Genomic DNA, 25613 nt, shown 5'->3' with positions numbered 1-25613 from the left:
CCCGAGGAGATACATGAACAGCCAGGTCCTCCAGGCGTTCCCGGAGTTCCGGCTGCGCCCGCCCGCCGACGACTCCGCGCCGGCCGACGTCGTCGACGCCCACGACCTGGTCGTAGGCCATGTCGCTACCGCCGGCGGCGGATACCGCGGCCACGCCGGTGCCGACACCGGCCCCCGGCGCACGGACGCGCTGCGGGCGGCGGAGGACGTTGCGGTGTTCCACTTCGCCCTGCACGGCCCGGCTGGCACGGAGCCGCATCCGTACGCCGGCGCCGCCGAGGCCCGGGCCGCGATCGCCCGTCTCCCTCGCCAGCGCCAGGAGATCGTCGACTCGGCCGCCCGCGCCTACTTCTTCCACGCCTTGCGCCAGGAGTACGTGGCCGCGATCCTCGACGGCCTGGAGGCCATTGTGCGGGAGCACTTCGCCATTGGGACCCGCAGCGGATGCCTGCGCGTCCTCCGCCTCCTGGACCAGATCCGTGAACCCGCCCGAGCCCTGCTTTCCCAGGCCACCGGTGACGAGCGCGAATGGATGGCCTTCCCCCTCGCTCGCCTGCTGGCCTTCACCGAACTGGCCGCAGCCCGCCTCCGCGCCACCGCTACGGCGCCCCCCGCCAACCTCGGTGGCCCCTTCCCCGACCCCCATGCCGCCGACCAGGCCCTCGCCACCGCCTTTCGCACCTACCGCGACCTCCAGGCCAGCCTCCACGCTCTTCCCTCCCTCCCGGACGCCGCCCTCCGCGCGCTCGACGATGGGGCAGCCCAGCTGCCGAGCGGTCCCTGCGCGAAGAACCGGTCCGTCTGCCGTACTACCGCCTCCGCCCTGGACGAACTGGCCACCGCGGCCCGCAGCGTCGACGGCGCCGTCCCCGACACGGCGGCCGAAGTCCACGCCCTGGCGCAGGAACTGTCCAACATTGCGACCGACACGAGCGCGCGCCTGGAAGCCACCGCCCTCCTGCTCGAGGACGCCGGCCGCCACGGCAGCGTCCGCACGATCCTCCACATTCTTCAGGACGCCGATCTGGGCGCCGAGTCCGACGCCGGCACCCGCTCGGTCCGCGTCGGCGACAGCGAGACCGGCCCTATCCAGCGCACGGTGGACGGCCGCTGGACCGGCCCCGGCATCACCGAGTCCTACCGTTCCCCCGAAGGTGCCGCAGCCGCAGTCATCGACCACTTCCACGACCGGCAGGCCGCTCCCCGCCACTCCTGACCCCACCCCCGACCGACCCACGGAGCCAACGTGCTTGACGCCGACCCGACTTCTGAGGACGTCCCATCCGAACCGCCGAGGAGCCACTCCGGTCTCCTCGGAAGTTCGCTGTCCGGCTCGCCCAATGCAGAAAGCAACCTTCGACCATGCCCAAGTGTCCCATCGTCTCCCAGCTCGACATAAGCGCAGAGCACCGTAAGCCCCACGAGGAGATCACCCGGGCCCTGAAGAGAGCAGCTCTCGCAGCCATTCCGCTGATCGATCCCGATGGTTTCGAAGACGGCACCACACCGTTCTGTGACTCGGAGCATTTCAACGCCACCGTCCATCTGGTCGCGATGGCCCTGCGTGAATCCGGACTCGTCCCTGGGCTGGACACCTCCGTCCTCGCTAACGAGAACGACGAGCCCTACGTCATGGTCGAGGTCCACGATGGAGCCCGCAGCGTGAACCTCTCGCGGGGCACTGAAGTCCGGCGGCTCACCGACGACTGTGAAGCAGCTGGCTGGGCCGGCGTCCTGGTCGTAGCCCGTGAACTGATCTCCTTCAGCAACGACCTGCACTGAGCGCCATGCTGCCTGCCCGACTGTGCTGCTCGCCTGCCTAGCCGTTGCCGCGCTCGGCATCCTGTGCCTCGCCGCCGGCGTTGGCCGTAAGCGGCGCTGGCGTGATCCCACCCGGCTCTTCAGCTGGCCCCAGAAGCAGCAACTCATCCGCCAGGCCAACGGCCGGTGCGAGCACAAACCGCCCCTCTGGTTCCGGTGCCCGGCACCGGGAACCGAGGCCGATCACATACACCCCTGGAGCCGCGGCGGGGCGACTGAGCTGTGGAACGGCCAGATGCTCTGCCGCCGGCACAACCGGCGGAAGTCCAACCGCGTGCCGACCTCCCTCTACCGCTGGCGTCTCGCGCGCCGGCGCAAGAAGTATTGACCACCCCGACACACATCAGGAGCAAACTCATGGATAGCGCTCTGTGGACGACCCGCACGCAGGGAAGCACCAGGTGAGCCGCGCGGAAACCTCACGGCGAGGCAGCCGGCCGGGACGAGCGGGCATCAGAGACGTCGCCGCCGCCGGAGTCTCCATCACGACCGTCTCCGACGCCCTCAACGGGAAGGGCCGGCTCCCGGACGCCACCCGACGACATGTCCGCGAGGTCGCCGACCGACTGGGGCACCGCCCCTCGGCCGCGGCCCGCACGCTCCGTACCGGCAAGTCGGGACTGATCGGTCTGACCGTGACGACGTACGGGGATGAACCTTTCACCTTCACGGAGTTCGCGTATTTCGCGGAGATGGCGCGGGCCGCCACCTCCGCCGCGCTCGCCCGCGGCTACGCCCTCGTCATCCTCCCGGCGACCTCCCGCCATGACGTCTGGTCGAACGTCGCCCTCGACGGCACCGTGGTCATCGACCCGTCCGACCAGGACCCGGTCGTCAGCGAACTGGTCCGCCAGGGTTTACCGGTCGTCTCCGACGGCCGCCCGGCCGGCACGCTCCCGGTCACCGCCTGGGTCGACAACGACCACGAAGCCGCCGTCCTCGGCATCCTCGACCACCTGGCCGACGCCGGAGCCCGCCGCATCGGCCTGCTGACCGGGACCACCACGGACACCTACACCCATCTGTCGACCACCGCCTACCTGCACTGGTGCGAGCGCGTGGGCCAGGATCCGGTGTACGAGGCCTACCCGGCGCACGACCCGTGCGCGGGCGCCGTCGCCGCCGACCGGCTGCTGGCCCGGTCCGACCGTCCCGACGTCGTCTACGGCCTGTTCGATCCCAACGGCACCGACCTGCTCGCCGCCGCCCGCCGCTACGGGCTGCGGGTGCCGGACGACCTGCTTCTGGTCTGCTGCAGCGAATCCACCGTCTACGCCAGCACCGAACCGCCCATCACCACACTGTCCCTCAAGCCGCGCCGCATCGGCACGACGGTGGTCCAGCTCCTCATCGACACCATCGAAGGGGTGGACTCTGATCACCCGGTCGAGCAGGTGATACCGACCGAGCTGATCGTGCGTACCTCGTCCCAGCGCCGCGCGCCGCGCACGACAGTCAGCCCGCCGCGGTGGCCGGAGGAGGGGTAGGGTACGGGCGGTCACCGACGGGCCCAAGGCCCGCGCGAGCGCCTGGGGCCCTAAGGGCGAGCCCGGTCGGGTCGAGGGCGGCCCGCGCGGACAACTCGACTTCGACGCCCTCGGGAAGATCAAGACCGCCGAGGTGAGCGAGCCGTACGACGCCTGGACGGCGCTCGTCGACGGCCTGCCAGACGCCCAGCCCTGGTCCCACTTCCTTGAGCGCCACCTCGGTGACACGGACGGCTACACCATCGACCGGGCCCGTCAGGACTACGGGTCTCAGCCCCGCGTGCTCAAGGCCCGCCAGTCCGAGGAGTTCCGCTGGCACAACGCCGTGATCGGCGAGTTCTCCATCGACCGCGAGACATACGTGCGCCACGTCTCGGAGGCCGCCGTCCCCGGCTCCGCACTGCTCGACCTGGAAGGCCGCTGGCTGGAGCCAGGCCGGATGGGCTGGTTCGGCATGAGCAGCGACACCGAGGACGACCGGATCGTCTACAACGCCCGCGCGAACGCCTACCTCGACGAACTGCCCGAGGACGCCTGGGTCGTCGTCGTGGACTGCCACATCTGACCTCCCGACAGCCCGGCGGCCGGACACGCGACCCAACCGACTCGCTTCCGCGGAGCCGGGCCCCACCCATCCACCGGAGCCCGCCATGGCCGACACCGTCACCATCCCGGCCGACGTCGCGCACGCCTTCACCGACACCTGGTGCTGTCGGCTCACCTCCGACGTGGCCGCCGCCCTCAACTGTGCCGAGGTCGAGACGCTCGCCGAGCTGCTGCGCGCCTTCGGTGCCGAGCAGGCCGCCGATGAGTGGATCGACGCCCACGCCGACGGCGACGAGCCCGGTGAAGAGCACTTCCAGGGCCCGGTGCCCGACGAGGTGTCCTTCGCCGCCGATGGCTACCGCTGCACCCCCGACGACCTCACCGGCACCAAGGAATAACGACCATGACCGAACCCGCCTACAGCCTTTCCCAGGCGGCCAAGAACGTCCGCCAGTTCAACCACGCCTCCCGCGCCACCGGCACGGGCTGGGCGTACCCCAGCGCCTCATACACCGCCCTCGGCGCCCTCTCGCACCTGGTGAGCATGCTGCCCCAGGCCCTCGAACAGGCCATCAACCCCGTCATGCGTACGTACGTGCACGGCCGCGTGGCCATCGACGGCGGCGGCGACGCCGACGAGGCCGTGAAACACATGCGTGCCGCCCTGGCCAACGCCAAGGAGGCCGCGGAACTCCTCAACGAGGCCATGCCCACCTGCACTCCACTACGTCCGCCATGGGCCTGGACACCCGCGGCCTGCCCGGATTCGAGGACTGAGCGCGGTGGCCGACCCGAAGCGCGAGCGTGCCGTCACCGCGGCGGCGAACTCGGCCGCCGCGAAGTGGCGGCGGGTCCGCTTCCGCGACAACCGCGAACCGTCCGCCCACGAGGCGCCGCCTTTCGACCGGGAGACGCGCCGCTGCTGGTGTGGCGTGCCATGGCCCCACGACTGGCCCGGCAAGGAGGGCGACGCACCCCACCCACGTGACGCGCAAGGAGACGACCGGTGACCGCAGAGCTGCCTGTGCCGATACGGTGCGCGGGCCGTCCAACCCTGGGCGGCCTGGTCGTCCCGTGGATCACGCTGCACGCCGGCGGCCGGTACCTGTTTGGGGCGCTCGACAAAGACCGGCGCGACCGGGCACTGGCCGAACGGCGCTGCCAGGTCTGCGGGCAGAGCTTCAATGAGCGGATCTGTCTCGCGGTGCGGCCTGCTGATGTGCGCGTCGGGTACACCGGCGAGCCCGGCATGCACCCGGAATGCCTCGCGTACAGCGTGCGCGCCTGTCCGATGTTGTCGGGGGAGGCCACCCGCTACCGGGCCACGCCCGCGTCGTTGGGCCTGCCCGGGGTCGCCGAAGCGGGCCACGGACCGCGTGCCGGACGTCCCGCCGACGCCTTCGACGCCTGGTGGATCACACCCGGCTCGTACCGCGTGAAGACCGACCCGGAGCACCCCGGCCAACTGCTGGGCGTCGATCTGGACGTGCCCGTGCTGCGCAAGCGGCCCATCCGCCCGGCAGCGGGCCCGGACCTGGACAGCCTGCTCGCCCTCGCCCGCCAGGCTCTCGGACTCGAAGACGCCACGTCCAGCTGCCCACATCAGCCCGACGGCGCACCCCAGCCGCGCAACACCGCAAAGGAGAACGACTGATGGCCACAGGCCCCGAGAACTACCACCGCGCTGAAGAACTGGTGCGCTCCGTCAGGGACGGCCGCCAGATCGGCGACGACGTTGCCCAGATCCTCGCTGCCGCGACCGCGCTGAACGACCACAGCGCTGACGAGGGCGGTATGCCGCTCGCCGACTACGATGAGTGGGTCAAGGTGGCCAGCGTCTGGAAGCCCAGGCAGAAGGGCGGCGACGCCTGATGGACCTGACCCCGAACGACTGGCAGCGTGAGAACCTGCCGCCGCTCGCCGTCGCCTGCCCGGACTGCGGCTCGGCGGCCGGCGAACTGTGCACGAGCCACGGCGGCACCCGCGCCCGCAACTCCCAGGTGCACCGAGGACGTACCGCCGCATGGAACCAGGCCCAAATCGACGGCAACCCAGCCGTCCGCCTCATCCTCGACGCCACCAAGACCCGGCGGGGTATGCACGGCACGCACGCCGCCGAGCTGCTCGACGCCCACGGCCACACGGCCGAGGCCGAGCGGATCCGCCGCGCCGTGTCCGAGCGGAACGGGTTGCTGTCCGCCAAGCAGGCCGCCGCGCTCATCCTCGACGAAGCCGAGGGAGGTAAGACCCAGTGACCGCCCGCGACACACTCATCGGGATCCTCCGACAGTGGGCCGAGCGGCACGACGCCGCCCCCCAGACGCCCGAAGCACTGGTGGCGGCTTCCGACGCAGAGTTGCTGCGCGAGTGGTCCGTGAAGATCCGCGAGGTCGGCACCGCGAAGGGCTGGTCGGTGTGGGCTGCCGCCTACATGGACCCCGATGTTGAGTTCGTCGACACCGGCATGCCGTCGACCGAGACTATCGTTGCCGCGCTGCGCCGCCTCGATCGCGTCTCGGTCCTGCGCGAGGTCGACGAGCAGTTCGCCGCGATGAAGCTGCCCGACGAGTTGAAGGGCATGTTCAACGCCGGTTCCTATGCCGACACGGTGCGCCGTTGCCGGGCGATCGTCCAGGCCATGGCCAAGGAGAAGGGAAGCCGCCCAGAGCCCGAACCGCTGGTCGTGTCGCGGTACGACGTCGCCATGGAGCCAGCCTCGGAGGAAGAGCCGGTCTTCACGGTCGGCGCGGTCACCGAGGACGGGCGGCCCGTGGCGCTGCGCTTCGACCCAGAGACGCGCCGGAAGGTCGCGGCCTGGCTCGCACCGAGCGAGATCGCCGAGCTGGAGCGGCTGCGGGCTCGACTCAGTCGAGGCCCGGCACAGAGTCAGGACCTCACCCAGCGAGTCGCCGCGCTGAAGACGGCCAACGCCCAGTGCCGGGCGGCAACGTTCGTTGCTCTCGCCCTGGCGCTGCGTGAGGAGCCGTCGTATGACCTGGTGACCAAGCTGGAGGACCTCGGAGAACTCGCGTTGACGGGTGAGCCGGATGAGATTGGAACGCTGGTAGAGCAGATCAGTAAACTGGCTTCGGTGGATGAAGTCGCCACTCGGCTCGGCGGAGAGATCCCGTATGCGCCGGTCGGCGCCAGCACGCCCCTCACTGACGCCGACGTGGTCGACGCGATCGCGCTCGGCCTGGGCACCTCGCCGGAGTGGCCCGGCACGGACACCCCCAAGTGGATCGCCGAGGCTATCGGCAAGGTGCGTGACGAACCCGGCAACGCTGAGCCCGTCGAGTACCTCAAGCGCTGGTTAGGGCGGTACAGCTTCGACCCGCTGTCGAGCAAGTTCCTCTCGGCGTACATCGACGAAGAGATCGGCAGGGCCAGCGAAGAGGAGAACGAGGACTGACAGTGCTCGCACGACCCATAACCTGCAGCACTTGGTCAACCAGCTCAAGCACCACCTCGAAGAGGCCGGATACGAGACCACCCAGGCCGCCGTTGGAGGAGTTCGGCTACCTGAGCGGACCAGGGAGCGCACCGACAAGGGCACCTTCCGGCACGAGCAGGTCGTGTGTGATGACGCGGAGCTGCTTCAGGGCGAGCAACCAGCGCCTGATAATCCGGCGCCAGAGAATCCGCCGGAATCGGGGCCATGAGGGACGGGAAATCAGGCGCCGGTAAACCAGGCGCTCATAGACAGAGACGGTAACCACATAGAGAACCCTTCGGGTTCTGCCGCCCCAGGCGGCAGCGTGCCGACCGTGAGCCAGCGCGCCATGAAGGTCGCCAAAGGCTTCTGCGACTAGTACCCGCTGCACAGCTTCCACGGCGTTCGCTCGATGGCCACACGCGCCATTCAGGTGGGCTACGACGAACCGCGCATCACCCGCCCCCCTCAAGGCCCTCGCCGAGGCGGGCAAGCCCGTGACGCTCGGCACCTTGCGGTGAGCTGGAAGGGCCGCCGACGTTCGAGCGGCAGCCGCGCACGGTCGACGATCCCGGCACCTCGGTCAACGACCGCGGAGTGGACGAGTGCTGTGGTGAGCGACGTCCCTGACTACGTCCGCGGCCCCGGCCTCCAGCGGCCCCGCCGCCCGCAGAGCGCCACTTCGGCTGGCCGGGCACCGTGCCCGTGGGCCGAGTGCAGGTGCACGCACGAGCCTCCGTGCGTGGCGGGCTGATCGACACCGATGAGCAGGACCCGAGCGGGGCGCCGACGGCCGACCCCGTTCCCGGGACGACGCGCCCGTCACCCACCAGACGACGCGCCCGTCTCCCAACTGCCGCCCCGAGGCGGGCCAAGCCCTGGCCGAACCGATGCTCCGCGCGGCCAGCAATTCTTGAAGTTCCGTAAGCGCAAGGAGCGCTGACATGTCCTCAGCCCAACCCACCGAGACGCGCCCCCCGACCTGGCGCGAGGAACTGACCCACGACCTGGCCGACGCCACAGAGAAGACGCGGGCGGCCTGGCTGTCGCAGCGCAACGTCGTCGCCACCTACCTGCGGGCCGTCATGCCCCACTTGGAGGCGGCGTTCCACCGGGGCAGGCGCGGCCACCTGCGCGACCTGGGGATGCTCCCGCCCTCGCTGACGCACCCGCTCACCGCCCGCGAGAAGCAGGTCATCGTCCGCGTGGCGCGCGGCATGTCCAACGCGAAGACCGGCGCGGACCTGTTCCTCTCCGAGGACACGATCAAGACCCACCTGCGGCGCATCTACAAGAAGACTGGCACGCACGACCGGGCCCACGCTGTCGCCCTCCTGCTGATCCGGGGCGACATCACGGCGGCCGACGTCCTGGAGCCCCTGGATGACGACCGTTGACGCCCCTCTCCCGCACCTGGCTGTTGGGCGGCGCTGAAAATGCCGACCGGCGCGGCATTGAGCGTGCCGACGAATGAAAGAGCGATCGCCCTGCCGGGGTGATTCCGGCAGGGCGATCGTCGGCGAGGTGCCGGTTGGGTCGGCAAGGTGCCGGACAGTCGCGCCGTGGGGGTGCCAAGATCGTGACAGTCATTGACCAGTCGGATTAGGAGAGTCGGGTTCAGTTATGTCGCGATGGATAGTGCTCGTCACTCCGGTTGGAGGGGTCGCCGCCGAAGCGTCCAGTGTCCGCACCCTGGCCGAGTTCGAAGGCAGTGCGGAAGAGGCGATGGCCAGGTTCGCGAAGGAGGTGAACAGCTATGACCTGGACGTCACGAAGGTCAAGCGGCGTGAGGTGTTCAAGTGCTCGGACCGGTCCTACTTCGTTCGGGTCAACGGGCGTCTCTCTCAGTTCGAGTACTTCTTCCAGCTTGCCGAGCTGGTCGCCGATACAAAGTCCGCTGACCTTCCTGACACGATCAGTTAGCCGTGGTGTTGCCTCTGCTCTCGCAGCCAGTTAGTCGAGGACTTCGGTGACGGCGGACTGTGCCGCCTTCTCGTCGACGAGGGATTTGCCTGCCGCGAACGTGGCGACGAGAGACTGTAGGCAGAGGTTGTTGACCGCGCGGGGGAAGCCTCGCGCGGTGGTGTGGATCAACGTGACCGCGTCGTCGGTGAACAGCTGATCGCTGCGGCCGGCGAGGCCGAGGTGGTGCTTGATGTAGCTGGCCGTCTCGGTGGAGGTCATGCCGGGCATCGTGTAGCGCAGGGCGGTTCGCTGTTCGAGGGCGGCCAGGACGGCGAGTTTCATCGTCCGGCGGAGGGTGGGCTGGCCGACGAGCAGACAGGACAGTGGCGAGTCCTGGTCCATGGCCTGGTTGGTGAGCATGCGGATGGCTTCGAGCTGTTCGTAGGACAGCAGGTGGGCCTCGTCGATGACGTGGACGGGGGTCCGGCCGCGTTCTTCGCGCTCGGCCGCGAGGGCGAGGCCGGTCTGGGCGGTGAGGCGGGAGCCGAGGTGGGAGGGCTGCTGTCCGAAGGCGGTGACGATGGCCTCGTGGATGCCGCGGACCCCGATCATGGGGGTTGGGCAGGTAGATCACGGTGTGTTTCGACGGATCGATGCTGTGCAGGACGGTGCGGACGGAGACGGTCTTGCCCGCGCCGACCTCGCCGGTGACGACGCCAATGGAGCGTTCGGCGATGCACCAGGTGATGCGGGCGACGGCCTCGTTGTGTGACGCGTGCCGGTGCAGCATGCCTGGGGCGAGGTCTCGGCCGAAGGGCATTCGGTTGAATCCGTAGTGGGCCTGGAGCTTGTCGATCATGCTTTTCCTCCGAGAGGTTGCGGCCTGGGTTACTCGCTGGGCAGTTCGGTGAGGTCGAACACGGGCGGCGTCAGTTCGCCCAGGGCCGCGTAATTGACCTTGTCGGCGATGTCGGCCTTATGGGTGGTGTCGATCAATGCGAGGTAGTCGATGCCGGTCGTCGGTCGAGGTTCCTCGGCCGGGGTCTCGGGTCGGGCTTTGGGATGGGAATGGCGGCTGGCCTGGAACGGCAGCGCGGTCCCGGCGTCCTGGCCTTGGACACGCACCCGCAGGAAGGACAGGTCGAAGGGGTCGAAGACCAGCTCGACTCTTTGTCCGACCAACAGCGGGTCGACCTGGTAGCGGTTTCCGTGCAGGGAGACCAGCGCCGTCTTGGACACGGTGCGGTGTTCTGACCAGCGGAAGGCTTCCGCGAGGTCGGACGGGTTGGGGACAGTCAGTGGCCGGTCGCCCATCCAGCGGGCCAGCGGTGCTGCTGCGGTCTCGGAGTGCACCCGGCGGTGGTAGACGTTCTCGGTCCAGGCCGTGAACAGCCGGTTCATCTCCAGCAGGCTGTCGATCTGTCGTCCCGGCTTGCCGTCGCCGGAGGCGATCTCGACGACGAACTCGCTGTTCACCGCGCGGAAGAACCGTTCGATCTTGCCCCTGCCCTGCGGCCGTCCTGGTACGGAGTGCACGAGCTTGATGCCGAGTTTCGCGCAGGCCCGCAGGAGCCAGGAGTCGACGAACGCGGAGCCGTTGTCGACGTAGATGTAGCGCGGAATGCCTCGCGAGGCGAGGGCTGGCCGCAGGGCTGCGGCAAGGCGGACAGTATCCTCCGCGAAGCCCCAGCGGTGTCCCATCACGGCCCGCGAATGGTCGTCGATGAACGCGAACAGATAGGTCTTGCGGCCGGCGACCATCGGCCCGTGCAGAGCGTCCCCGGTCCACAACTCGTTGGGGCCGTCCGCCTCGAACCGGCCGAAAACAGCGGGCGTCGCCGGGACGTTCAGGGCGTTCAGCCCTTCGCGTATGAGCATCCGCTGGATGGTGCGTTCATCCGGGGCCCAGCCCCGCTGAGCGCCGATGATCCGCCGGATCTGTGCCGCCGACCGCGACGGATTCTCCTTCTTCAGCGCCGCGGCCAGGTCCAGGATCTCCTGCGGGGTGTGGGGCCGGGACTGCCTCGGTGAGGGAACCAGCGCCTCGAACCCGGCCCGCTTCCACTCGTAGATCCACCGGTCCAGCGTCCACCGGGTGATCCTCACCGGCCGGCCGTCGGGATCGACGTGCGTCATCGACGCCAGCTGCCGCACCAAGGCCCCGCGCTGGCGACGCGACAGCGTCGGATCAGCCGCTTCCCTGATCAGCATGTAGCGGAACAGGCCGATCGCCTGAGCCCGCTCCAGCCGTGTCTGGTCCTCATGACCTGGCATCTGACCACCAGCCCTCTCACGCAGCGTGAACACACACGCGTGACGGTGACAGCCAGTATCGGCGTGCCGTCAGAGTCTGTTCGTGTTGATCGTTTCCAGCGGCCAAGAAGGCGCCAGCAGTATGCCGCCAGACGCGGCGCAAGCCACCGCCCAGGGCGACACCTTGCCGACGTTCGGCCACCGGGACGCGACCGACCACCAAGCCCCCACGACCGCGTTGACCGCGTCTGCGAACAACGTGCGGGACGGGCCAGGAACAGCCGGGTCAACCCCGGCATCAACCAGCAACACCGTGAAGAACCGCCGGATCCCCTCCGCTCGGGAGGCGAACCGACGCAACCAGCCACGGACCGTCTCAACCGGGCGACCCAGCCTCCCCGCAATCACCCGGGCACCCGCCCCCGCCGCCTTCGCGGCCAGGGCCGAACCGATCACCTCAGCCAGATCAGCCCGCCTGAACAGCGCAAACACCGGAAGAAGCACATGCGACAGACCACAGCCCACACACCTCGTCCGCCGAGGACGTACCGTCACCGGCCAGCCAGCGGCGTCGCGCAGTACACGCGAACGTGCCCACCCCCACGGCCTCAGCGGGCCACCGCACCCCGGGCAGAACAACTCGCCCCGTGTCAGACGAACTTCGACCCGAGCCGGGTCAGCCTCTACCGTGAGCACAGCGCCTCCGCGCGTTACACGGCCCTCCCGGCGCTCGGCCAAGAGATACCGGGAGGGCCTTTCACATGCCCTTCGTCGGCAAGGTGCCGCCCTAAATCTGCACCTCTTCGTCGGCAGGCACGTTTACCAATCTTGTCGGCACGAAGCTGCCCAAACTGTCGCACCTGTAGGCATTTTCAGTGACGCCTAACAACCTGGCGCCCGCAGACAGCACCGAGCGCCCGGTCCGCCTCGTCGAAATCCGGCGGCCCGACGACGAGTACCCAGCCGCTGCGCCGGCGGGCACGGTGCGGCGGCTGCCAGTTTCACAGCGCCACTGTGAACGCCTGGCCCCCGGACGGCTCGTATCCCATCGAGGCGACCACGCTCACCGACACACCGCGGAGTTCCAGGACTTCTCATGGGGCCACGGGTACGAGCGCGAGATGCCGCTCGACACCCCCGCGAAGGAAGTGACCGACACCGTCCTCGCCACGCTCCCGGCCCAGGAGAAGCAGAGCGTGCTGGTCAGCTGAGCCCCGTACGGCAAGCGGGGGTCTCCGTTCCACGGAGGCCCCCGCTTCGTCATGCCGTCGTGCTCGCCGCCTCCCCACAACATCCCACCGCACATCAGAGAAAGCGCAGCACACTCATCATGACCAAGCCGACCAACCCCTACGCCCACGCCTACGCGGACTTCCTGCGCGAAACCGCCGAGCACCAGGCCCAGCAGGCTGAGACCCCTGAGGCGGTGCCAGCATGAGCCGCCGTCCAACCCAGGACCCAGCGATCGACGCGGAGCACGGCGATGAGATCCACCCCGCCTTCGGCGTCGCGGTCGTGACGCGACGAAGCGGACGAGGCCGTTCGCTGTTCCAGTCCGACCTGCTCCACAACGAAACCATCTCGCTCTCCGTCCACCAGGCCACGCGCAGACGCGACCTCAACCACGACTGGGTCTATCCAGGCCGGGAGCTCGTGGAGATCGAGATGAGCCTCGCGCAGTGGGGCTCGCTCGTGTCCTCCATGGGTCTCGGCAGCGGAGTGCCGGTAACCATCCGGCGTACCGAGCACGACGCCTTCGTGCCCGAGATCCCTCATGAGCCCCGCACCGCCGAGAGCCTGAGGGAGGTCCGCGAGGTCACCGACCGGATGTACGCCGAAGTCAGGGCCGCCACCGCGGCACTGCACGAGGCAATCCACGAGAAGAAGGGCGTGAGGGCCACCAAGGAAGCGCTCAACGCACTGGAGCGCGCCGTCGCCAGCGCAGGTAACAACGCCCAGTTCACCGTCGACTCGCTCGTGGAGGCCGGCGAGCAGGTCGTTGCCCAGGCCCGCGCCGACATCGAGGCCCACGTCCTGGAGGTTGTCCGGCTGACAGGTGCCGAGCCCTCCATCGAAACCTCGTCATTCGATGCCCCGGCGCTGCCTGGACCAGCTACCAGCCGAGAGGAGCCCACCGATGTCTGAACTCACCGTGCCCGATGAGCCGTTCGACGCCGACCTCGTCGCCGCCGACGAGCACAGCCTGGCCGACCGCTTCGACTGGATCATCCAAGACGGCCAGCTCGTCCACGCTCCCGTCGTCGGCTGGACCTGGGCGCGCCCCGAGTGCAGCGAGTCCGGGACCTTGCCGAAGGACCCTGTCACCCTCGCCTCCTCGCACGGAACACAGCACCCCGCAGGCCCGTTCGACACCCTCGTGCCACTCCTGGTCTCCGTCGTGCGCAAGTTCCCTCCGGCCACGCCGTCAAGCACGAGCTACCTCGCCGAACTGCTCACCGAAGCACCGCCCGCCATGACCGTCCGGGAGTGGCTCGCCGCCCGGGGCCCTGCCCTTCTGGGAACAGAGGTCCACCTGGCTCTATGGCACATGGCGCGCCGCCGTATGGCGGAGGATCTCGTTCAGCGGTGGCGGCAGACGCGGGATGCCGCCGAGGCCGCGTGGGAGGAAGTCCTGGCCGACAAGATCCGCCGTCATCCGGCCTACCTGCACCCGGTGTACCCCATGGTGCCGGTTCTGGCACGGTTTTGGGCCGTGGACGGCAAGCGCGAGCCGTTCTGGGACGGCACGGGCGTCCGTCTCGTGGCCGAGGACGGCAGCGAGCTGTGCACCTTCGACCTCGGCGACAGCCCCGAGACGACTGCAGCCCTTGACGCCCTGACCGAACTCTGCCCGCCGCGCTGGGAGGAAGACTTGCGGGACACGCTGCTGTGAGACCGTACACGCCGCCGGGTGGGGCGCGGCACCCATGCCGCGCCCCGCTTCTCCTCCCTGGCGGAGGACGACTTCGCCACTCTCGCCGGTTGGGCAGCAAGCATCAGCACTCACCACACACCCGGAGCACACCGATGACCGAACGGACCAATGTGTTCACCGCCGACATCGCCGAGCGCGCCGTGCGCGTCACCTGGCCTGACAACGACCGCGGCGGGGCCACGCCGCCACCGGACGGCTGGCAGGACCGAGCGTGGGCGCAGGAGCCGACATTGCATGAGATCGACGAAGGGTCGGTGTCCGGCTGCTCGATCCTGCGCTGGCGGGAGGACCCGCGCCCGGACCCCGAGTTGATCGGCGCGTCGCTGGCACTCGTCACCGGCAGGCCGCAAGCTGCCCCGCCTGCCGCCGCGCCGCCTGCGGACCGGCCCCTGCCCTGCGGCTGCTACCCGCACCAGGTCTGCGATGACCTTGCGGGGGAGCTCCGCAATGATGGCCAGGTTCTGGCCGCCGATCTCGTGGACGAGAACCGCGACTTCACCGAGATATCCTGCTCTCTGGCTGCCATCCCCACCGCACCGAAGACGGAACACGGCGCCTACTGCCGCCCCTTCGACTGCCGGTGCGGCTACGACCGGGCCCAGAACTGCCTCGACTGCCACCGCTGCGTGTGCTGGCGCGCGCGGTGCTGCGCCCAGGTCGCCACCGACTACGCCCACGCACGGGCCCGCAAGACCGCCCTGCGGGCACTCCTGGACGCCGTGGGCCCGGTGATGCTGACCGAGCTGCGGGAGACCGTCGCCGAGGCCGAGGAAGCCGCCCTGCGCGACACGATCGCCCGCCGGGTCCGCTTGCTCACGCCGGCCGACGGCCCCCGCTACACGCATGCCGTCTTCGCGGCCTATGACTCCAAGCTGGGCATGGGCCATGCCGACTACCGCCTCCACGACGTGGAGCTGCACGAAGACGAAGACGAAGACAGGCACGAGGACGAGGGCGGGCCTGCGACCGGCGACCTGGACGACGATGTCCTGTCCGCCGCGCTCGGCATTCTCGCCGGGCTGCTGCGCCCCGACGGGGGCGCTGACCTCACCGTCGACCTCACCGACGAGGGGAACTTCTGAAGTCGCGACCGTCCATCCATCAGGGCCCGTGCCCCGGCTCCGCACCGTGCGGGGATGGAGCACGGGTCTCCTCTTTCTCTTGCCTGTCCCGTCTCTTAAAGACGGAGCGATCCACCATTCGATGCCCTTATCGACTCAGTGAACAAAGTTGTATGCGAGTCGATGACAAGCTATTCCCGACTGATTAGGCTGAAGCTATGACTCACAACAGCAACGCTCACGGCAACGGCACTCCCGACGCCGAGCTCCCGAAGTTCTCCGTCAATGTCGTCCCGACCGACCAGCTCAGGCGCGAGGACCTCGCCACAATGCTGAACCTTTATCGCCGCGGCGGAATCACGCCGCTGATCTTCGGGAACGACAACAAGCCCGAGGCCGTGATCATCCCCTTCGCCGCGTTCGTGCGCCTCATGAAGTACGACCACGCGGCCCACGTCCACGCTGAGGCTGCTTTCCAGGCCGAGCTCTCCCGCCGCATCCAGGAGTCCGACGCCTCCGGCGAGGCGGGCATGACCATCGAGGAGCTCGCCGAGAGCCTCGGCCCGCTCGGTCAGCAGTGGGCCGATGAGCACCGTGCTGCCCAGCAGGAGAAGAGTGATGAGTGAGCGTCAGCCTCCCATCCGCCTCCTGCCGACGACCAGTCTCAAGCAGGACCTCCAGACGCTCCACGACGCCGCGGTGATGCGCCCTCATGGACCGGAGGACCGGCTCCTGCGTGTGGCCCTCAACCAGCTGGGCCGGATCCAGCAGGGCGCGCCGAGCACGCACCCGCTGGAGTACATGCCCAGTTATCCCGACCTCTCTGATTGCGAGACCACGTACGTCGGCGCGGATCCGAATACGAAGCCCTCGCACCGGATCGTCTGGCGGGAGCGCGCGCCCCAGCGCCCGGGTGAGCCCGTCACCCGCGAGATCATCGCCCTGGGTGAACGTGCGAACGGGCAGGCCTACTACATGGCCGGCCAGCGCCTCGGTCGCCCCGTGGGCTTCACTCTCGCCGAGCTGGCCGCGCAGCGCGAGCCGATCGCGAGTCCCTCACGACCTCGACAGCGCGCGATCAGCTTCGACACGCCATCCGCGGATGAGCCTGACCTCCAGTTCGGGTAACCTATACTCCAGTATTCTGTTCATCATTGTCACTTCTCGTGGAATGGAAGAAATGGTGATTTGACAAGGGGGAGATGGTGACGATGTGCGACTGTGGGCCAGTGACCCAGGCGGCAGCTCTGGATGTCGAACCCCAGTCCAGCACAATCGCGGGACGCCGCCGGCGGATCAGTCCTCGTTCTGCCCTCTTCGTACGGCGCGGCATCGGACTGGCGATCGCCCTCGGCATGGCCTACGGAATCTTCCGCGTCATCTTCCGCACTGAGGTGCTCGCCCCCGTGCTGGCCTACGTCGGACCCGTCAAGGACTTCATCGGCTGGGTGATCGAGGACCCAGGTCGGGCCTGGATCGCGCTGGCGGCCCTCGTCATCCCGCACATCGGGCTGTACTACCTGCTCTTCGAGGACCCGAAGTAGGGCGGGGCACCATGTTCAAGAGAACCCGCCTCGTCATCGCCCTCAGCCTGATCGGCGGCGTCAGCCTGGCAGCCATCATCGGATGGGTCACCGGCTTCTTCAGCTCGATCGCAGACACCGTCGGCGGCCTGTGGAACGACTTCATGGGCTGGATCAACTCGCCGCTGGGGTGGGAGCACCTCCTCGCAGGGGCTGGCGTGCTCATCGTCCCGGTCATCGTGCTCGTGCTGATCTTTGCCATCGTCGACGGCTGAGCCTCGCAACTGGGCTCGTCCCGCCATAAAGAGAACCCCCGTGATGCCTGTGCATCACGGGGGTTCTCTTTTTCTGCTGGCTCCTCGTTGCCTACGATGCGGCCCGTAACTCACGATCCTCAATGACGTTCTCGAACTCGTCGGCATCCTCGATCATCCCGTAGTTCTCCGGTGAGATCTCGTCCTCGTTGCCCCCGAGCCGGCGGTTGAAGCTGCTCGACGCGGAGAACTTCAGCACCACGTAGTTGTCGACGTCGCTCTTGCCGAAGCGCACCTTGTGGCCCTTGTGATCCTGTCGGTAGAAGCGGCCGAAGCTCGTGAGCACGACCGTCTCCCCACAGCTGACCGCGCCCGTGAGTTCACCGAGCAAACGACTCGTACACCTTGTTCACCACTCGGACCGGCAACCCGCTGCGAGTCGCGACCCGAGAGATGAACTCGCGCTTACTGACACGCGGATTCGTCGTCGTCTCCATACCCACACCCTGTCTTGTCGTCCTTCATGTCACGGTTTCGCTTAGAATCCAGTCTATCGAAGATAGTCGCGAGTCGAGAAGGAGAGGCGATCTTATGGAGTGCCGCTGGCTACGCTTGTCATTGCCCATTCGGCTAGAGCTCCAGATCCGGCTCGATCTCCTCCCGGTCGTCCTTGGGCTCGTAGTCGACCGACTCGATGATGTTCCGCGTGTTCGGATCGCGGCGCTGATTCACGACCTTGTCGTGGGACTCCTCGAACCGTTGCTGCGCTGCCACGCGGTGGGCCGCATCGAGCTTCGCGCCGATGTTGCGCTCCCCGAACTCCATCATCGAGCCCAGCAATGACTTCGTGCCCTGCTTGGTCGCGTTGACGCTCGGCTTGTTCTGCGCCCGCTGCTGCTCCCATCGGCTCCGGTCCTCCGGCGTGACGTAGCCGAACATCCGCGCAAAACGTGAGCCGAACCTGACCTGCTGTCCCTCATTCTGTTCCTGGCTCATGGCCCTTCCTCCTGCTCCTTGTTCGTGTTCTCGGATCGCCCTCAGGCGGGCTGGTAGTCCTCGGAATCGGCCTCAGCGTTCGGGCTCTCGTTCTGCGGGCCGGCCTCCTGCTCGGACGACGGACCCGTAGGGCGCGACCGCGGCTTGAGCCGCTGCTCCTCGAAGAAGGCACCCGGGTCGTCGACCGCCGTCTGCAGCGTCTGCTGCCAGTTCTCCCCGAGGCTCCGCTTCAGCTCGGTCTCAAGATCCGGGTACTTCTCGTTCACCGCCTCCATCGCGTCGACGTAAGCGTTGGAGTAGACCCGCTGCTGCTCCTCGGGCGGCAGGCCGTCGATGTCCATGCTCGCGATCATCACCTCGGACTGGTCCAGGCGGTGCTGGAGCGTGTCGGGCAGTCCGCTGGTGTCCAGGCCCTGCTTCTGTGCCGCGAAGCCGACCAGGTAGCCGAGCATGTTGCCCCCGTAGCCCTCTTGGTCGCCGCGGCCCAGCGCGTCGAGCAGCGAGGTCTTCATCGTCTCGGCGAGCTGGACCTGGTGGGCGTCCGCGTCCATGGGCCGGCGCAGCGTGAACATCCCGTCCTCGGGCAGACGCTGACCCAGCTGGTCGTCGAACTCCCCGCTCCAGACCGTGCGGACCCGGTCGGAGCCTGCGATCCGCTCCTCGTGCGCGGGAGCCTTGACGATCCGGCCGTGGGCCACGCCGTTGAACATCGTGCGCAGCTCGGGCTCGTACTCCATCCGCTCGCCGATGATCATTCGCGCGCGCTGGACGACCTCCTGGCGTTCCAGGCCGTCTTCGCGCATCTGCTCGTGCAGCCGCTTGCGCATCGCCTGGTAGCTGTCGCGGATCAGGCCGGCATCCGCGCCCGGCTCACGCATCTTCCAGAAGGCGTTCTCCATGAGCGCCACCTCGGTCATGGCTGCCGAGTCCGGGGTGAACATCTCCCGGTGGCCGCGCTCACGGTGCTGCATGGCGTCGAAGCGCTTGCGCCACTTCTTCGTCAGGTGGTCACGCGGATCGGTGCTGCCGATGAGGCGCTCGCGCCGGGCGTCGCTCGGCACGTCCTTGAAGATCCTCTGCCGGTGCGCGATGCCGCTCTCGGCAGAGGCGATCATGCCGCGGGTCCTGGTGTCGATGCGTTCCTGGATCTTGTCCTTGAGGGGCTGAAGGTAGCTGTCCATCTCCTTCCTGAAGTCCGGGGCGAGCATCCGCATCGTCATCACCATGCCGACGGCCTGGATGATCGAGTTGGCATTCACCCCGCGCGAGAGCGGCTTGAGACACGACTGCATCATCATCTGCATGTAGACGTGGTGCATGACGCCGAGCTCCTGCGTCCGTTCCTCGTCGTTGAAGCCGGGCACCAGCAGCTTCGAGTCACGCAGCGAGGCCATGTACTTCTCGCCGGCCAGCCGCGTCTCCGCCCGGAGCTTGAGCAGCTGCTCGCGCTGGTCCAGGCCCTCGGTCTCGTCCTCTGCCCGGTCGACGTCGATCCAGTGCACGCGCTCGCGGTCGGCCATCTGCTCCTGTGTCTTCGCGCCGAAGAACCCGCGGGCGCGGTCCCGGAGCCGCTCGCGCCAGGCGCGCGAACCGTCTGCGTCCTCCGGTCCGGGCTCGTCGATCACCTCGGCGTCGATCGGCTCGTTCGAGCGCGATTCCCAGTAGGCGTATGCGCTGCTCTGCGGCTCGTCGGCCTGCTGCCGATCGTCGTCCACCGGAAGCTCCTTGGCCGCGCGCGGGCGGCCCGCAGGGCCCGTTCCCAGTTCCTTGTGCTGTGCCATCTCAGTAGCCCGCCCCGTAGTCGTCGTCGCCCTGCGGCTGATCGATCTCGATGCTCGGCGTGTAGACCGGGCGCGACGCGCCCACGCCCACGGCATGCGCAGAGCGGCGGTGCGAGCCGCGGGTGCGGGCGGTCCCCGCGTCCTGAGAGATCACGTCGCGCTTGACCGCCGAGTCATCGACGGCGATCGCAGCGCTGTCCAGGCCCTGCGCCTCGGCGGAGCTCAGCTGATCGAGCTGCCGGGACATCTCCGCCCGGGCCTTCCGGGTCCCCGAGGACGCGAACTGCTCGTTCTTCTCGCCGTCGTAGACGCTCTCGCGGTTCTTGGCCGCCTGCACGAGCGCCTCAAAGCCACCGCCGTAGGCCATCCGGTCCATCACGGTGCCCCGCAGCGACGGGTCCTCTTCGAGGTTGCGGATGAGCCCGGTTTTCGGGTCCTCCAGCGAACTGGCCACGCGGGCCACGTAGTCCGGGTTGACCGTGACGCCGAAGCCCTCCTTGGACTCGTAGAACTCGATGAACTTCTTCTCCCACTCCTCGGCCGTGGCCTGGACGGGCTCACCGTCGAGGAATGCCGTGCGCCACTGACCGGGGCCGACGTGTTCGATGCTGCGGCCCCTCCAGAGCTCGCGGCCGGGGCCCTGGAGCATCGCGTACTTATGCCGGGCCTCGGCGGCGTCGTGCTTGGCCTGCAGGATCGACTGGGTCACCGGGTAGGTGACCTCCAGGACGGCCTTGAGGTCTTCGCCGCGCAGCGCGCGCACGGCGCGCTGGCTGAACGAGCCGCCCAGGCCGGTGCCGTGAGCCTTGATTGCCGTGGCGAACATCGAGGCTTCCTGGTCGGCCTGCGTGATGCCGGGCGTGCCCTGCGCATCGCCCAGGTTCCGGGCGTAGTCGGTGAGCTTCTTCTCGCTGCCCTTGGCACCGGTCTCGACGCAGACCTCGCGCACGCTCTGCAGGTGCGCCTCGCGGTCCGAGAACGTCAGTGCCGCGCCGAACTCGCCACGCTGCGCCTGGCGGTACAGCGCGCTCAGCTCCTCCGTCACGACCTGCTGGTCGAGCTTGATGTCCTCAGGCGACTCTGCGCCCGTGAGCGACTGCAGCCGGAGCCGGTTCGCCTCGCTGCGCGAGCTCTCCAGCTCCTCAGCCAGAGCAGTGTCCTTGGAGAGCGCGACCTGGGTGTCCAGCGAGACCTGCATGGCCAGCGGGTGCGAGCCGTCGCCCTTGACCACGCCGGTGTCCAGCAGGTTGGCCGGCACCGAGAGCTTCGCCAGGGCTTCCCCCTTGGCGGCCTCGCTGTGCAGCTTCACCACGGCGACCGCGTCGCCGTCGAAGTCGCCGTCGAAGCAGGCGTCCATCACCGGGTTGATCGCGGCACCGGTGAGCCGGTCGTCGATCGCGACCCGCATGTAACGCACGCCGGCGTCACGGAGCACCGGGTCACGCCACACCAGCGCGTGGTCACCCTCGGCCAGCCCCAGCTGCTCGGCCTTGACCGAGCTCAGCGCAACCTGGTCGACGTCCAGCCGCGGGTCCGCAGTCCACACCATCGTCGCCGAGTCGGTCAGCCGCGAGGCCATCAGCCCGGTTTTGAAGATGTTGTTCTTGCCCGTGAGCACCCGGTTCTGCATGTCGGTCGTGATCGCCTCGAAGGCGCGCTGAGCGCGCGAGACCGACTCGCTCATGCTGCGGCGCACCTCGGCGCGCTTCTCCGCGGACAGGCCCTGGCCGTCCAGCTGCTCGGTCATGTAGCGGTAGCGGCAGGCCTCGACGAAGACGTCCTGGTAGCTGCGGGTGTAGTCGTGTGTGACGGAGGACCCGTCCTCGAACTCCTGGCCACTGCGCAGATGCGAGGACATCACCGGCAGCTTCCACGAGCTCGCGCTCACCGTCTCGGTCTGCTCACCGGTCGGATACGTGAGCGGGAACGGGATCTCCATGTCGCCGCCGCGGTCGCCGATGAGATCGCCGAAGGACTTGCGCATCGCCGTGGTGTTCAGCCCTGGGAGCTGGCCCTCCTTGCGCGGCTGAGTGCGCAGCAGCTCGGGCATCGGGATGAACCGGCGCTCGGGGCGCTCGTCGAGGCCCTCGGCGTGGCCGACCACCCGCAGCGTGCCGTCAGCCTCCATGTCCATGCCGGTCACCAGCAGGTACTCGCGCAGGTTCGACTCGGCCCCGCTGTTGTGGCCGTAGAACTCGCGCATGATCGCCGGGCAGTCCTGAGACTGCAGCGCCCAGGCCAGCTGCGAGGAGGCTTTGCGGCCCTTGCCAGCACGCACCTGCTCGTCGTTGTAGATCTTCGTCTTCTCGTCGACGGCCATGTGGGTGACCACGAAGCGCATCTCGCCCAGGGCACTTGGCCGCAGTTCTCCGTTGGGGGAGCGCAGGTCGGAGACGTTCCCGCTCATCAGCTCGCGCGCCGAGCCCGCGTTGCGCCGGGAGATCAGGCTGAACGGGCTCATCACCACGTCCAGGCCCGGGTTGGCCCGGAACCAGTTGACCTCTTCGACGACATCCTGCTCCTGCGCGTCCTGCAGCGGCATGTCCCGGTCGACGATCAGCGAGATCACGCCCTTGTTGCCGTGCAGATCCGAGATCTTGTCGCCCACGACGAGATCGCGCTCCCGGCCGCCGGCTCCGCGGATGCGGTGGCGCTCGGCGAACTCCTTCGACACCACGATCGGGTCATCAGCCGTCCAGCCGCCGAAGGTCATCAGCGCCGTCTTCGCCGGCGCGGTGACCTCAGAAGACTGCATGATCGTCGAAGCCGTCATCTGCTGGCGGTCGAACGGGTCGTACCGCAGCGTCTTGAGCTCGGGGAGAGCCATGAGCGGCGCACGCTGCCCGGCCACGCTCTCGTCGCCCGGCACGATCCGGCCGTCGGCGTCGACCTGGGCCTGAGTGGTCAGGTACCGCACGATGCCCTGGTTGGTCGCGCCTCCGGTCATCACCGGGTCGAAGTAGCCGCTGGGCGCAGCGACGTTGTTCCGGTCCTTGCCGGTGAGTACCGTCATGTTCCGCCCGCCGGTGAGCCGCCAGGCGTCGAAGCGGTTGTCGTCAGCCGGGTCAGTCCGGTCGCGCTGGGCCCGGTACTCGGCGTAGATCGTCGAGCCGGCCTTGATCTCGTTGGAATAGCGCACACGGCGCGCCTCGGTCTGCAGGATCGCGGCCGTCCACTCGTCCAGGTGCTCCTTGATCTCGCCGGTGGACTCGTCGAGCTGGTACGTGGTGGCGCGCTCGATGAAGTCGATCGGGTGCTTCGTGCCGTACAGCTGCGAGTAGAGCGCGTTGAGCGAGGAGGGCTCGCCGGTCTCGCTGCGCCCGGCGATGAGGTCGCCGGCGATCTGGTACTGGATGCGCTCGTGCATGAGCTGCTCGTAGCCGCGCAGGCGCGTGCGTTCCTCGACCGAGGTCGGAGCCTCGCCCGGAGTCTGGGCCGTGATCGTGGCCTCGTAGCCCGGCACGACCAGGGCGTTATCCCCGCTGGCGAAGGCGGTGGTGATCTCGCCGTACTCGCCGACATCGAAGACCTGGCCGATCTCGCCCGAGATCGGAGTCTCCTTGCCGTCACGGCGCTGCTTCTCGCCGCTCCAGCGGATGACGCCCTGCTCGTCGACCAGGATCTCGGAGACCGTCGCCGCGTTGCGCTCGATGCTCTCGCGCACGGTGGCCCCGATGCGCCGCATGAACGCAGATTCGTGATCGGCGATCGGCATGGAGCGCTCGGCGTCGAAGCGGACGAGCCGGTCCTTGAACCGGGTCGTTTGGAAGGTCGAGCCCATCATCTCGTCGGGGGAGATTCCGCAACGACGAAGCGCCGAGGCGAGGTTGTCGAGGTTCGACCACTGCCCGGTGGGGCTGGTCATGTACCGCGCCACCCGGTCCGGGTTGAAGCGCTGGTCGACCCACTCGCCGTCGACGTCGTGGGGCTCCGCCTCCCACGTCCCGATGAGTTCGAAGGGGACGTCCTCGGCGTGCTGCCGGACCTTCTCGACGGCGGTGCCGCCGTAGACGAGGTTGCCCATCTCGGGCACCTCCTCGGCCTGCAGCTCGCCAATCTCCTCCAGCCGTTCCTGGTACATCTCTTCGGTCGCGCCCGGGCGCAGCAGATCGCTGTGCGCGCCGGTGAGCACGTCCCAGTAGGAGCGCTGGATCGCAGCGACCTCGGAGTCAGCCGAGTACTCCGGCGGTTCGATCGCATCCAGCTGTCCGCCGGTTCGCTCCAGCTCGGCCTCAGCGCGAGCGATCAGGTCTTCGACGCCAAGAGCTGCCTGCAGATTCTCCCGCGCGCTCTCGACGGCGGCCTTCGCGTAGGCCTCAGCGGGCTCGGCGTCGATGAAGAAGGTCGGCAGGGAGCGGTTCTTCGCGTCCCGGCGCAGCATCACCTTCGACCCGGGCCGGGGACCGGACTCGCCGGGCGCCACGTAGTCGCCGACCACGAACATCGACTCCCGGTCGACGTGGTAGCTGTCGGGCACATCCACCAGCGTGCGGCCACGGCCGCGCTCCTGGTGCGTCGTGCCGATCTCGCCGGCGGCGTGCCCCGGCAGATCCGTGCGCTCGATGCGGTGGCCCTGGGCGAAGCGCAGCAGCTGAACGGCTTCCGCCGGCGAGGGGGAGTAGACCGCCATGCCGCCGGGGACCCGGTAGTTCGTCGAGTAGCGCAGCACGGTGCCGTTGTCATAGATCCGGGCTCCGGCGTACTCCTCCTGGCGCGTGTCGGTGAGGCGGATCTCCATGCCGGTCTGGGCGATCTTCGCCTTGATCTGACCGGGCTCGCGGTCGCGCATCACCTCGTAGGACACGCCCTGGGCCTTCAGCTCTTCGAGCAGTGCTGCCGAGCGTGCCACGGCGCGCCGGGACATGAAGCGGTTGCGGTCGACACGGTTCGTCTGGGGATCCCGGCCGCCGTCGATGACCCACTCGCGGACCTGGTCGTACTCCTGCTGGCTCATCTTGTCCATCAGCGCGGTGAGCCCAGCGGCGTCATCGTTCGTCATCGCTCGGCCGGCCTCGAAAGGTTTGCCTTCGTCGTCGATGCGCCAGAGCACCATGTTTCCGCGATGGGGATCGGCCAGGGTCTCCACCTCGCCGCCGGCCACGCGTGCGATCGTCTCGTCCGGCAGGTACACCAGCGCAGTCCCGGCGCGCTTCACGGTCGCGCGTTCGGACCAGTCGGGGTCGTAGGGGCTGATCGGCAGCCGGGCCGACTTTGGGTCGGCCTGGGCACCGACGCCGGTGGCACGGATGAACTCCCGCTGCGACTGCTGGTAGCTCTCGTTCTGCGGGGAATGGTCACCGAACTGCGGCTCGTAGTCGGACACCTTCTCCGCGAATGCCTGGTCGATGGCGGTGAGGCAGTCCGTGACGCCCAGCCGCGGGTCGGCCAGCGCGGTGCCCCGCTGTCCGAGGATCTCGTCGACCCGGGCGCGGATCGCCTTGGCCTGGGAGATCGGGATGACCTGTCCGGTCTGATCCCGGGCCTGCTCGACTGCCTTGTAGTAGACGTGCTCATAGAAGTACCTGCGCAGTCCGTGTGCCTTCTTCATAGTCAATCAGCCTCCTGTGGACGCTCGGGGTTACATAAGTATGTATAGAGCCTACTCTTCCTATCGAAAG

The 25613-nt window shown here is 68.4% G+C and carries 28 protein-coding genes; 21 read left to right on the top strand and 7 right to left on the bottom strand.

Translation table 11 applies throughout. The features are described from left to right. The first annotated feature begins 13 nt into the window (after nt 1-13). From QQS16_RS05535 to QQS16_RS05475, 14 genes are all read left to right on the top strand, one after another. On the top strand, nt 14-1216 hold the full coding sequence (locus QQS16_RS05535; protein WP_286060487.1) for a hypothetical protein: 1203 nt from the start codon (nt 14-16) through the stop codon (nt 1214-1216). Between the two features lie 146 nt (nt 1217-1362). Then, on the top strand, nt 1363-1782 hold the full coding sequence (locus QQS16_RS05530) for a hypothetical protein (RefSeq protein WP_286060486.1): 420 nt from the start codon (nt 1363-1365) through the stop codon (nt 1780-1782). Nucleotides 1783-1804: 22 nt separating this feature from the next. Beyond that, a complete protein-coding gene (locus tag QQS16_RS43475; RefSeq protein WP_353479657.1) occupies nt 1805-2149 on the top strand; it encodes an HNH endonuclease in 345 nt (114 codons plus the stop codon). A 73-nt stretch (nt 2150-2222) separates the two neighbouring features. Then, nucleotides 2223-3308 (top strand): LacI family DNA-binding transcriptional regulator, encoded by a 1086-nt coding sequence (locus QQS16_RS05525; protein WP_286060485.1) that lies wholly within the window; start codon nt 2223-2225, stop codon nt 3306-3308. A 133-nt stretch (nt 3309-3441) separates the two neighbouring features. Beyond that, complete coding sequence (locus tag QQS16_RS05520) at nt 3442-3873, top strand: hypothetical protein (protein WP_286060484.1); 432 nt, start codon at nt 3442-3444, stop codon at nt 3871-3873. 85 nt (nt 3874-3958) lie between these two features. Then, complete coding sequence (locus QQS16_RS05515; RefSeq protein WP_286060483.1) at nt 3959-4252, top strand: hypothetical protein; 294 nt, start codon at nt 3959-3961, stop codon at nt 4250-4252. A gap of 5 nt (nt 4253-4257) precedes the next feature. Then, entirely contained in the window at nt 4258-4842 is a 585-nt protein-coding gene (locus QQS16_RS05510; RefSeq protein ID WP_286060482.1) for a hypothetical protein, read from the top strand. An 18-nt stretch (nt 4843-4860) separates the two neighbouring features. Then, nucleotides 4861-5508: a cell envelope biogenesis protein OmpA gene (locus QQS16_RS05505; protein ID WP_286060481.1), complete on the top strand. Its 648-nt coding sequence runs from the start codon at nt 4861-4863 to the stop codon at nt 5506-5508. Beyond that, nucleotides 5508-5726, top strand: a complete 219-nt coding sequence (locus tag QQS16_RS05500) for a hypothetical protein (protein ID WP_286060480.1) — start codon at nt 5508-5510, stop codon at nt 5724-5726. Before QQS16_RS05505 ends, QQS16_RS05500 begins: the two co-directional genes overlap by 1 nt. Beyond that, a complete protein-coding gene (locus tag QQS16_RS05495) occupies nt 5726-6109 on the top strand; it encodes a zinc finger domain-containing protein (RefSeq protein ID WP_286060479.1) in 384 nt (127 codons plus the stop codon). Before QQS16_RS05500 ends, QQS16_RS05495 begins: the two co-directional genes overlap by 1 nt. After that, nucleotides 6106-7266, top strand: coding sequence for a hypothetical protein (locus QQS16_RS05490; protein WP_286060478.1), 1161 nt, complete (start codon nt 6106-6108; stop codon nt 7264-7266). The genes QQS16_RS05495 and QQS16_RS05490 overlap by 4 nt, the downstream gene beginning before the upstream one ends. Nucleotides 7267-7297: 31 nt before the next feature. Further along, nucleotides 7298-7516, top strand: coding sequence for a hypothetical protein (locus QQS16_RS05485; protein WP_286060477.1), 219 nt, complete (start codon nt 7298-7300; stop codon nt 7514-7516). A gap of 715 nt (nt 7517-8231) precedes the next feature. Continuing rightward, the gene (locus tag QQS16_RS43875) at nt 8232-8684 is read left to right on the top strand and encodes a helix-turn-helix domain-containing protein (RefSeq protein ID WP_502963767.1); all 453 of its coding nucleotides are present in this window, start codon (nt 8232-8234) and stop codon (nt 8682-8684) included. Nucleotides 8685-8910: 226 nt separating this feature from the next. Beyond that, a complete protein-coding gene (locus QQS16_RS05475; protein WP_286060476.1) occupies nt 8911-9210 on the top strand; it encodes a hypothetical protein in 300 nt (99 codons plus the stop codon). A 30-nt stretch (nt 9211-9240) separates the two neighbouring features. Here the strand turns inward: QQS16_RS05475 and QQS16_RS05470 are convergent, their stop codons facing one another. The 3 genes from QQS16_RS05470 to QQS16_RS05460 all read right to left on the bottom strand — a co-directional run bounded on the left by QQS16_RS05470 (nt 9241) and on the right by QQS16_RS05460 (nt 11937). After that, on the bottom strand, nt 9241-9804 hold the full coding sequence (locus QQS16_RS05470; RefSeq protein WP_286060475.1) for an ExeA family protein: 564 nt from the start codon (nt 9802-9804) through the stop codon (nt 9241-9243). 276 nt (nt 9805-10080) lie between these two features. Further along, nucleotides 10081-11466, bottom strand: coding sequence for a DDE-type integrase/transposase/recombinase (locus QQS16_RS05465; RefSeq protein ID WP_286060474.1), 1386 nt, complete (start codon nt 11464-11466; stop codon nt 10081-10083). Between the two features lie 69 nt (nt 11467-11535). Continuing rightward, on the bottom strand, nt 11536-11937 hold the full coding sequence (locus tag QQS16_RS05460; protein WP_286060473.1) for a helix-turn-helix domain-containing protein: 402 nt from the start codon (nt 11935-11937) through the stop codon (nt 11536-11538). A 942-nt stretch (nt 11938-12879) separates the two neighbouring features. On the opposite strand from QQS16_RS05460, the gene QQS16_RS05455 reads away from it, so the two are divergent. The 7 genes from QQS16_RS05455 to QQS16_RS05425 all read left to right on the top strand — a co-directional run bounded on the left by QQS16_RS05455 (nt 12880) and on the right by QQS16_RS05425 (nt 17239). Then, complete coding sequence (locus QQS16_RS05455) at nt 12880-13590, top strand: hypothetical protein (protein ID WP_286060472.1); 711 nt, start codon at nt 12880-12882, stop codon at nt 13588-13590. Continuing rightward, nucleotides 13583-14338, top strand: coding sequence for a hypothetical protein (locus QQS16_RS05450; RefSeq protein WP_286060471.1), 756 nt, complete (start codon nt 13583-13585; stop codon nt 14336-14338). Before QQS16_RS05455 ends, QQS16_RS05450 begins: the two co-directional genes overlap by 8 nt. A 134-nt stretch (nt 14339-14472) precedes the next feature. Further along, a complete protein-coding gene (locus tag QQS16_RS05445; protein ID WP_286060470.1) occupies nt 14473-15462 on the top strand; it encodes a hypothetical protein in 990 nt (329 codons plus the stop codon). Between the two features lie 197 nt (nt 15463-15659). Beyond that, on the top strand, nt 15660-16067 hold the full coding sequence (locus tag QQS16_RS05440; RefSeq protein WP_286060469.1) for a hypothetical protein: 408 nt from the start codon (nt 15660-15662) through the stop codon (nt 16065-16067). Further along, nucleotides 16060-16569 (top strand): hypothetical protein, encoded by a 510-nt coding sequence (locus QQS16_RS05435; RefSeq protein WP_286060468.1) that lies wholly within the window; start codon nt 16060-16062, stop codon nt 16567-16569. The genes QQS16_RS05440 and QQS16_RS05435 overlap by 8 nt, the downstream gene beginning before the upstream one ends. Before the next feature lie 101 nt (nt 16570-16670). Further along, nucleotides 16671-16985 carry a hypothetical protein gene (locus QQS16_RS05430; protein ID WP_286060467.1) on the top strand — a complete coding sequence of 105 codons (315 nt, stop codon included), beginning with the start codon at nt 16671-16673 and terminating at the stop codon, nt 16983-16985. A gap of 11 nt (nt 16986-16996) precedes the next feature. Continuing rightward, entirely contained in the window at nt 16997-17239 is a 243-nt protein-coding gene (locus tag QQS16_RS05425) for a hypothetical protein (protein ID WP_286060466.1), read from the top strand. Between the two features lie 91 nt (nt 17240-17330). On the opposite strand, the gene QQS16_RS05420 is transcribed toward QQS16_RS05425, so the two are convergent. From QQS16_RS05420 to QQS16_RS05405, 4 genes are all read right to left on the bottom strand, one after another. Next, complete coding sequence (locus tag QQS16_RS05420; protein ID WP_286060465.1) at nt 17331-17564, bottom strand: hypothetical protein; 234 nt, start codon at nt 17562-17564, stop codon at nt 17331-17333. Nucleotides 17565-17848: 284 nt separating this feature from the next. Then, a complete protein-coding gene (locus QQS16_RS05415) occupies nt 17849-18214 on the bottom strand; it encodes a hypothetical protein (protein ID WP_286060464.1) in 366 nt (121 codons plus the stop codon). 41 nt (nt 18215-18255) lie between these two features. After that, on the bottom strand, nt 18256-19929 hold the full coding sequence (locus QQS16_RS05410) for a hypothetical protein (RefSeq protein ID WP_286060463.1): 1674 nt from the start codon (nt 19927-19929) through the stop codon (nt 18256-18258). Nucleotides 19930-19996: 67 nt separating this feature from the next. Further along, on the bottom strand, nt 19997-25543 hold the full coding sequence (locus QQS16_RS05405; RefSeq protein ID WP_286060462.1) for a hypothetical protein: 5547 nt from the start codon (nt 25541-25543) through the stop codon (nt 19997-19999). Nucleotides 25544-25613 lie beyond the last annotated feature (70 nt).

Origin of the sequence: Streptomyces sp. ALI-76-A (genome assembly GCF_030287445.1) — a bacterium.
Taxonomy (GTDB): Bacteria; Actinomycetota; Actinomycetes; order Streptomycetales; family Streptomycetaceae; genus Streptomyces.
This window is presented reverse-complemented; position numbering and strand designations above follow the sequence as displayed.

Excerpts from the sequence above, each read along its gene's own strand:
- QQS16_RS05470 (WP_286060475.1), bottom strand. The coding sequence starts at position 9,804 with ATGATCGGGGTCCGCGGCATCCACGAGGCCATCGTCACCGCCTTCGGA.
- QQS16_RS05535 (WP_286060487.1), top strand. The coding sequence starts at position 14 with ATGAACAGCCAGGTCCTCCAGGCGTTCCCGGAGTTCCGGCTGCGCCCG.
- QQS16_RS43875 (WP_502963767.1), top strand. The coding sequence starts at position 8,232 with ATGTCCTCAGCCCAACCCACCGAGACGCGCCCCCCGACCTGGCGCGAG.
- QQS16_RS05425 (WP_286060466.1), top strand. The coding sequence starts at position 16,997 with ATGTTCAAGAGAACCCGCCTCGTCATCGCCCTCAGCCTGATCGGCGGC.
- QQS16_RS05500 (WP_286060480.1), top strand. The coding sequence starts at position 5,508 with ATGGCCACAGGCCCCGAGAACTACCACCGCGCTGAAGAACTGGTGCGC.
- QQS16_RS05465 (WP_286060474.1), bottom strand. The coding sequence starts at position 11,466 with ATGCCAGGTCATGAGGACCAGACACGGCTGGAGCGGGCTCAGGCGATC.
- QQS16_RS05435 (WP_286060468.1), top strand. The coding sequence starts at position 16,060 with ATGAGTGAGCGTCAGCCTCCCATCCGCCTCCTGCCGACGACCAGTCTC.
- QQS16_RS05405 (WP_286060462.1), bottom strand. The coding sequence starts at position 25,543 with ATGAAGAAGGCACACGGACTGCGCAGGTACTTCTATGAGCACGTCTAC.
- QQS16_RS05475 (WP_286060476.1), top strand. The coding sequence starts at position 8,911 with ATGTCGCGATGGATAGTGCTCGTCACTCCGGTTGGAGGGGTCGCCGCC.
- QQS16_RS05450 (WP_286060471.1), top strand. The coding sequence starts at position 13,583 with ATGTCTGAACTCACCGTGCCCGATGAGCCGTTCGACGCCGACCTCGTC.
- QQS16_RS05440 (WP_286060469.1), top strand. The coding sequence starts at position 15,660 with ATGACTCACAACAGCAACGCTCACGGCAACGGCACTCCCGACGCCGAG.
- QQS16_RS05510 (WP_286060482.1), top strand. The coding sequence starts at position 4,258 with ATGACCGAACCCGCCTACAGCCTTTCCCAGGCGGCCAAGAACGTCCGC.
- QQS16_RS05515 (WP_286060483.1), top strand. The coding sequence starts at position 3,959 with ATGGCCGACACCGTCACCATCCCGGCCGACGTCGCGCACGCCTTCACC.
- QQS16_RS05445 (WP_286060470.1), top strand. The coding sequence starts at position 14,473 with ATGACCGAACGGACCAATGTGTTCACCGCCGACATCGCCGAGCGCGCC.
- QQS16_RS05495 (WP_286060479.1), top strand. The coding sequence starts at position 5,726 with ATGGACCTGACCCCGAACGACTGGCAGCGTGAGAACCTGCCGCCGCTC.
- QQS16_RS05415 (WP_286060464.1), bottom strand. The coding sequence starts at position 18,214 with ATGAGCCAGGAACAGAATGAGGGACAGCAGGTCAGGTTCGGCTCACGT.
- QQS16_RS05530 (WP_286060486.1), top strand. The coding sequence starts at position 1,363 with ATGCCCAAGTGTCCCATCGTCTCCCAGCTCGACATAAGCGCAGAGCAC.
- QQS16_RS05455 (WP_286060472.1), top strand. The coding sequence starts at position 12,880 with ATGAGCCGCCGTCCAACCCAGGACCCAGCGATCGACGCGGAGCACGGC.